This is a genomic window from Fictibacillus enclensis, from assembly GCF_001457035.1.
Lineage (GTDB): Bacteria > Bacillota > Bacilli > Bacillales > Fictibacillaceae > Fictibacillus_C > Fictibacillus_C enclensis.
Genome location: NZ_KQ758619.1, coordinates 546296 through 553491, shown reverse-complemented (window position 1 = coordinate 553491; position 7196 = coordinate 546296). Strand labels below are relative to the sequence as shown.

Here is a 7196-nt window from a genome sequence, read left to right as displayed (position 1 = left end):
GCACTTGAGGAAGGCATTACACTCTTTGATACAGGGGATTTCTATGGCGATGGACACAATGAATTACTTCTACGTGAAGCATTCCAAGGAATCCAACGGGAAAATGTGTTTATTTCAGTAAAATTCGATGGCAAGCTACACTCTCAGGGCAAGAGTCATCCAAAGAGTGATAACCACCCTAATACAGTAAAGAATTTCCTTGAGGATACCCTACTGCGCCTAGGTGTTGAATACATCGATCTTTATCAACCTGGCACAGCCTGCATCGATCCAAGCGTTCCAATTGAAGAAACGGTTGGTGCAATTGCCGATATGGTAAAGAAGGGATATGTGCGTTACATTGGTCTTTCTGAAGTAGGAGTGGATACAATTCGTCGCGCGCACACTGTACATCCTATTAGTTGGCTGCAAATGGAATACTCACTATTTAATAGGAGCATCGAATCAAATATCTTGCCAACTCTACGGAAATTAGGTATTTCGCTTTCGGCTTATGGTGTTCTCTCAAGAGGTTTATTGAGCGGTACATGGTCAAAAGATCGGGTTCTAGGTTTGAATGACAAACGCAGTAATGGTCCACGGTTTACCAACGAAAATATTGAAAAAAATTTAGCTCTTGTAGAGGCATTGCATGAAATTGCTGAAGAAAAGCAAGTAACCATCGCACAGATCTCCATTGCATGGGCTTTATCCAAGGGTGAGGATGTTATCCCATTGATTGGTGCTAGAAAGCAATCACAACTTCATGATGCAATCGGGGCAGTCGAGCTGAATTTAAGTTCATCTGACCTTTTACGAATTGAAAAAGCCGTACCGCCAGAACTTGTCGCTGGTGAATATTACCCAATACCACGAAAAAAATGGTTCATTTAACAAAATTTATCAAAATATAGAAGGCCTGCAGTCAGTCACAGGCCTTCTTGGAAAAAACCGCTCTTATTCTTAGAACTTTACACGATCCTCAATCTTTTGATAGACACCTTTGTTAAAGTCTTTGACTGGATCAACAAAATCAGCGTAAGGTTCGTCGTATGGATCTTTGATTCCCCACCCTCTTGCTTTGTTCTCGAGATGAGCGCACCAATGCCAGCCAAGGAACCATGGCTCATGAAGAACCGTGTTCAGTGAGGCGATATAATCGTCAGCTCGTCCTGCCTGATCATGAATGTCACTTACGCGGTTGGGATTCATATGCGTTTTGCACCAGTTTCCGATATCTGCGATCACAACAGGCTTGTCAGCGATGGCTTGCCACCGGGCAAGATCTTCCTTCATTTGCTGGTAACCCGCTTCATCCGGGCTTGTGAAGTATTGGACCGACAGCACATCAACATAAGGTTTCATGGCTTTCAGCACCTCCTCCGGGATTCCTTTGTTGCCGTTAAATCGGTCCCCGAGAATCAGGTGGTTAGTATCGTACTTTCTGATGCTTGCTGTGATCGTTTCGTAATATTTCGCCGCTACCTCGTATAGTTTACTGCTGCGTTCCTGCTCGTTTAAACCTTCCAGCTGTTTAAAATCACTGCCGCTTGCATGGCGGATCCATGCCGGAATATCGACAAGGAAATACCCGATTAAATTCTTGCTGTTGGCATGGTCGGCACAGATGCTCCGCGCCAGATAGTCACAATACATTTCAAATTCATGGGAAAAGACGTCAGGATACACCGGATGTCCATTCCAATCCTCAAATTCAGAAACCCTTATTTGTAAGCAATACGGCATATCGGCATGCTTATAATCGGCCGCTGACCAGCTTTGTGAATGCCCGAGGTTGATCGGATCACCGAACCAATCAAGGGCTACCCCCCAGTCTCCGCTGATATAGTCCCCTGTCCAGCCGATTGTGTTGAACCCCCAGCTTTTAAGATCTTCGCTTAACCCTTTGATCCAATTTTCCCGTGAGCCGTATTTCGTTTTCCAGATATCAAAGTTATGGTCATACTTTAAATTGGTTTCATCCGCATGATTAACCCCGATGGTCACGAACTGATTCCCTTTCGGATCAACAAGCCACCAGCGCTCATTTTCGCGCTCAAGTCTGAAGTATCCCGTTGCCTCAAACGTTCGGTTCACATTGCCTCCATATGAGCTAAGCTCTGCCATTTGCATCTACTCTCCTTTTATATTTATCATTTAAACCGCTTTCAAATAGAGATTTATAGCTTATTTATTTTCCTATAAAATCGAGCAATACACGACTCAATTCTTCCGGACATTCTTCGGCCAACTGATGGCCCCATGGCAAAATTACTTCTTCTACATGTTCGGCAACCAGGTTCATTTCCCTTGTACACTCTTCAGCTATAAAATATTTGCTGCCCAGGGCAAGTACCGGCATTTGCAGCTTCGTTTTCGATGCTTCCAGGAAAAATTCAGCATCCTGAAATGTGGCACGATAGACTTCGAACATGGAACGGAGCCCGCCAGGTGCAGAATAGCAACGCACATACTCATCAATCGCTTCCTCAGTGATCGCGGTAGGGTCATAACATTCATGTCTAATAAAGTGAGAAAAATAGGCTTTTTCACGACCGCTAATTAAAAGTTCAGGAAAATCACGCACATTGTAAAAATTGATATGCCAAATCCAATGATTTGTTTTTACATTCTCAAGTGTTAAATGGGACCACTCTTCAAGACCGAACCCGGGAAGAAGCATTTCCTGATACACTAGTTTTTTTACTCGTTCAGGATATTTCGCCGTCAACGCATAAGCAACTGCCGCTCCCCAATCCTCACCTACAAGATAGAACGTTTCGTGGCCCAACGCCGTCATAAGCTGAGCAATATCCTCGGCCATATTGGGCATATCATAGCCATCGAGCGTACGGCCCGAATCCCCGAACCCGCGAAGGTCAGGTACGACAACCGTGTAGTTCCCGGATAGCTTCGGCACCACATTGCGCCAGTAATACGACGTCTTGGGAACACCATGCAAGAGGACAACCGGTTCCCCTTGTCCAGCTGTATAGTAGTGAAGACGAACACCATTTACTGTTTCACGGCCATGGATAACATGTTCACCGTTGTGGTCTTTAATTTGTTGCGCCATTTCGATCTCTCCCCTTTAACTGTTATAATCTCACAATCTTTCGTTCATCCTGCAGCTTCGATTTCAAAAACTCAATCGACGTTTTGGCGTACCAGTCTGGTTCCGACTGTCTGGTATGAAACCCAACCTCCATGGACAAGTAGCCGTCATATTTAATATTCTTCAAAGCCTTTATTACGGCATCAAAGTCCCCTCTGCCCTGTCCGGGAGGAAGGCGGTCATTATCCGAAATGTGAACATGGTGCAGCTGATCGGCCATCCGGTAGATATAGTCACTGGGCACTTCGTTTCGATAGAGAGCATGGAAGGTATCAAACATGACTTTTACATTAGAGGCGCCTGTCTGCTCGCTTAACAGCAGAGCATCATCCGCTGTTTCAATAAGATTGCTGTCTGCGGGAGTGGGTTCGACCACCAATGTTATACCAAGCTCCTCCGAAAATTTCGCCATTTCCCCCAATCCTTCCAGGCTGTAATTCCAGGCGTCCTTTTGCGAGGTTCCATGAACCACCCAGCCCGCAACATAGATGACAGTCGGACACTCCCATTCATGAGCCAGCTGCACAATCTTTTTGTAATGATTAATCGTGAATTCCCGTTCTTCGGCAAGCGGAGAACTGACATTCATGCCGGGGCCGCCCCCTGGTGCAGGAAGCATTGCTGATACCTTCAAATTCTTTTGCTTTAGAAGCTTGAGCACCTCCTGCCTTCTGTCGCCTGATAAATAATCAGGCCAGGCATGAGGGCTCGCACACCCGATTTCGATCGCATCATAGCCAAAGGAAGACAGCCTGCTGATGACCTCATCCAACGGATAGGAAGGTACCCAAACTGGAAAACTGCTGTACACCCATGTATTAAAAGATATTCCTTTCACTTCTGCATCTCCTCTCTCTTTAAATGGGTCATTCCCAAACAAAGACCGCCTTTTCTGTCTTCCGTTCATCAAAGAGTTGGAAGGCGCGTTCCGCTTCTTCGAGTTTAAATGTGTGCGTCACCAGCTTTTCGACAGGCAATTCTTTTTTGATAATAAAATCTGCAATTTCGTCATACTCATGGATGGGAAAGTACCATGAGCCAATTAACGTAATCTGCTTGCGGATGAGCTGGTCACTTGGTTTGATCGTTGTTTCCCTGCTTTCTCCTATAAAAGCGACTCTGCCGTGGGCTCTGACACAGTCCAGAGCATTGTTTTCGGCATATGGACTTCCCGAACAGTCGATCGCCGCGTCCGCTCCCGCGCCATGGGTGATGCGGGCAATCTCATTCAGCACATCAGCTTCGCCACCGTTAATCACATGGTCTGCTCCCAGCTCTTTGGCGACCTCCAGCCGCTCGTGGATCATATCGACCGCAATCACTCGCGCGCCGAGTGCTTTTGCGATCATCACCCCGGCTCCTCCCATGGGACCCATGCCGAAGATCACAACCGTATCTCTTCCCGATACGGATAATCGCTTTTGGGCGTGGTACAAGGTTCCAACTGCATCCGTTGAAACAGCGGCTGTAATAAAGTCCATTTCATCCGGCAGTCTCATGCAGTTTTCAGCCGGAGCCACCATGTAGTCTGCATCCCCGCCATGAGCATCAAACCCAATGCATTTAAATTCCTCACAAAACATCTTGTAGCCGCTCCTGCATGAAGGGCATTCCCCGCAGCCGACCGCCAGATAAACTGCGACACGGTCACCGGCTTGAAACTGGGAAACTCCCTCCCCTGCCTTCTCAATGACCCCTGCTGGTTCATGGCCCGGAACATGACAGCCACATGTGGAGTCGCCCGAGAAAACGGAACTGCCATAGTACAAGCTCATATCGCTCCGGCAAATGGCCGAAGCCTTCATTTTGATCAGCACTTCACCCGGGCCGGGAACCGGAATCTCCACTTCACGTATTTCTACTTTCTTGTTACCTGGAAAAAAGGCAGCTTGCATCGTCATACGTTGTCCCTCCTGCACTTTCAGTGAATTTCTGTTTATGCCCACCATAATTCGGCCGCTTTGTCTTTGAATACGCTTCGTTTAAGTAAAGAAACGGCTTTGCCTAATCCTTCATCAGTGGAAGCCAGCATATCTTCATGTTCAATAGAAATGACATAGTCATACCCGACCGCACGAAGTGTACTGAGGATATCCTTCCACATTTTTTCGTCATGACCGTATCCGACGGACCGGAATGTCCATGAACGATCCAATATCTCACTGTAATGCTTTGTATCCAGGACACCGTTGACCTTGATATTGGCCTGATCAAGGTACACGTCTTTCGCATGGACATGATGGATGGCATCTTCACGGCCAAGTTTTTTGATTGCTTCAACAGGATCAATGCCCTGCCAGATGAGATGGCTTGGGTCAAAGTTAGCACCGATCACCGGACCCGCATGCTCTCTCAGCTTGAGGAGCGTTTCCGGATTGTACACCACAAATCCCGGGTGCATCTCCAGGGCGATTCGTTCCATTCCGTGAAGCCGAGCGAAGGCTGCTTCTTCCTTCCAGTAGGGAATGACGACCTCGTTCCATTGCCAATCAAGCATTTCCTTGTACTCAGGCGGCCAGGAACAAGTTACCCAATTCGGATACTTGGCGTTCAGATGATCTCCCGGACAGCCTGAAAAGCCGTTGATCACAGGGACCTCCAGCTTTTCAGCGAGCAACACGGTTTTTCGCCAGACATCATGCGCCTCTTTTGCCGTATGAGGGTTGGGATGCAGCGGATTGCCATGGCAGCTTAATCCGCTGATTGTCATCCCTCTCGTTTCCAGTGCCCGTTGGAAAGCTCTCAGCTTATCAGGAGCATCCAGGAGCTCATCCGTATCGCAGTGGCTGTTTCCTGGAAAATTGCCAGTGCCTAACTCAACTGCATCAACGCCTGCTTCCGAAAGCTTGGTCAGCATTTCTTCAAACGAGAGATTCTGGTAGAGGACGGTAAACACACCAATTTTCACGAAAAGACCTCCTGACCGGCTCCAACCTTCACCCACTTTTGATGCTCATGGCTTTCCAAAATGGCTTCAGTTATGCACATCGACCGGTGGCCATCCTCAAATGTGGCAAAATTGATCTCAGCTCCGGATGTTTGTCCATCACGGATAGACGTGTAAAAGTTCAGCATCATATTTTTCAATGCATCGGGCCACCCTTCGTTATGTCCGCCCGGATGGTGGATAGATGACTTGGCATCCGCCGAGAAGAGGGCAGGATCCGCCAAAAGGACCTCATTGGCACGATTACGATGCCCAATCCACAGCTTCTCCGGCTCCTCCTGATTCCAATAGGCGGAACACTTACTGCCGTTCAGTTCGAAGCTTAACCGGTTCTTCCGTCCTGCGCTGACCTGTGAAACAGTGAATACGCCTTTCGTTCCATCATTAAACCGGACAAGGACCGAAGCATAATCTTCCGTATGAATAGGTACATTCTCGTAACTTTCATCTTCTGTTTGCTGGCCGCCGAATGTTGAGACATTCACCACCGGTTTTTTCCTTACTGGAATGACCGTGGCCAAGTCCGCAAATACTTCCACAATTTTTTTCCCGGTCACATATTGAACCGTGTCACACCAATGGGATCCAATATCGGCTACCGCTCTGGATCTTCCCCCTGTACCAGGTGCCAATCGCCAGTTATAGTCCGTATCGAACAGAAGCCAGTCCTGCAAATAGCTCCCGTGCACCAGGTTAACCTTTCCGATTTCATCGTTCTGGACCATCGTTTCGAGCTGTTTTAAAACCGGAAATTGACGGTAATTGAAGTTGACACCGTGAACAACCTTCTTCTCCGTGGCCAATGCCAGCAGCTCTTCCGATTCCCTGCTGGACATGGCCAACGGCTTTTCGGATAATACGTGCTTTCCGGCCAAAATGATGTCGCAATTGATCTCGAAATGCAGATGATTCGGTGTGCAGTTATGGACCACCTGGATTTCCTTGTTTTTCAGCATTTCACGATAATCGCCGTAAGCATTTGGAATGCCAAGCTTCGCTGCTTTTTCTTCAGCCGAATCCTGGCTGCTTTCAGCCAGGGCATACACCTCAACAAAGCCAAGACGTCTGATGGCTTCAATGTGGGTGGGCCCAATAAAGCCTGTTCCTATGATGCCAACCTTTATCTTTTCCACTCTTCATGCTCCTTTGCGCTTC

General features: G+C 47.5%; 7 protein-coding genes. 1 reads left to right on the top strand and 6 read right to left on the bottom strand.

Annotated features, from left to right (window positions below; all coding sequences use genetic code 11):
* The coding region (locus AS030_RS17995) for an aldo/keto reductase (RefSeq protein WP_061974156.1) at positions 1–873 on the top strand (873 nt) is incomplete at its 5' end.
* Between the two features lie 69 nt (positions 874–942).
* Here the strand turns inward: AS030_RS17995 and AS030_RS17990 are convergent.
* The 6 genes from AS030_RS17990 to AS030_RS17965 all read right to left on the bottom strand — a co-directional run bounded on the left by AS030_RS17990 (position 943) and on the right by AS030_RS17965 (position 7174).
* Positions 943–2106 carry an agarase gene (locus AS030_RS17990; RefSeq protein ID WP_141687118.1) on the bottom strand — a complete coding sequence of 388 codons (1164 nt, stop codon included), beginning with the start codon at positions 2104–2106 and terminating at the stop codon, positions 943–945.
* Positions 2107–2170: 64 nt separating this feature from the next.
* Positions 2171–3055 (bottom strand): alpha/beta fold hydrolase, encoded by an 885-nt coding sequence (locus AS030_RS17985; protein ID WP_061974154.1) that lies wholly within the window; start codon positions 3053–3055, stop codon positions 2171–2173.
* A 22-nt stretch (positions 3056–3077) separates the two neighbouring features.
* Positions 3078–3932, bottom strand: coding sequence for a sugar phosphate isomerase/epimerase family protein (locus AS030_RS17980; RefSeq protein WP_061974152.1), 855 nt, complete (start codon positions 3930–3932; stop codon positions 3078–3080).
* Positions 3933–3960: 28 nt separating this feature from the next.
* The gene (locus tag AS030_RS17975) at positions 3961–4995 is read right to left on the bottom strand and encodes a zinc-dependent alcohol dehydrogenase family protein (RefSeq protein ID WP_061974151.1); all 1035 of its coding nucleotides are present in this window, start codon (positions 4993–4995) and stop codon (positions 3961–3963) included.
* Between the two features lie 35 nt (positions 4996–5030).
* Positions 5031–6002 (bottom strand): sugar phosphate isomerase/epimerase family protein, encoded by a 972-nt coding sequence (locus tag AS030_RS17970; RefSeq protein WP_061974150.1) that lies wholly within the window; start codon positions 6000–6002, stop codon positions 5031–5033.
* Entirely contained in the window at positions 5999–7174 is a 1176-nt protein-coding gene (locus tag AS030_RS17965) for a Gfo/Idh/MocA family protein (protein ID WP_061974149.1), read from the bottom strand. Before AS030_RS17965 ends, AS030_RS17970 begins: the two co-directional genes overlap by 4 nt.
* Between the last annotated feature and the right edge of the window lie 22 nt (positions 7175–7196).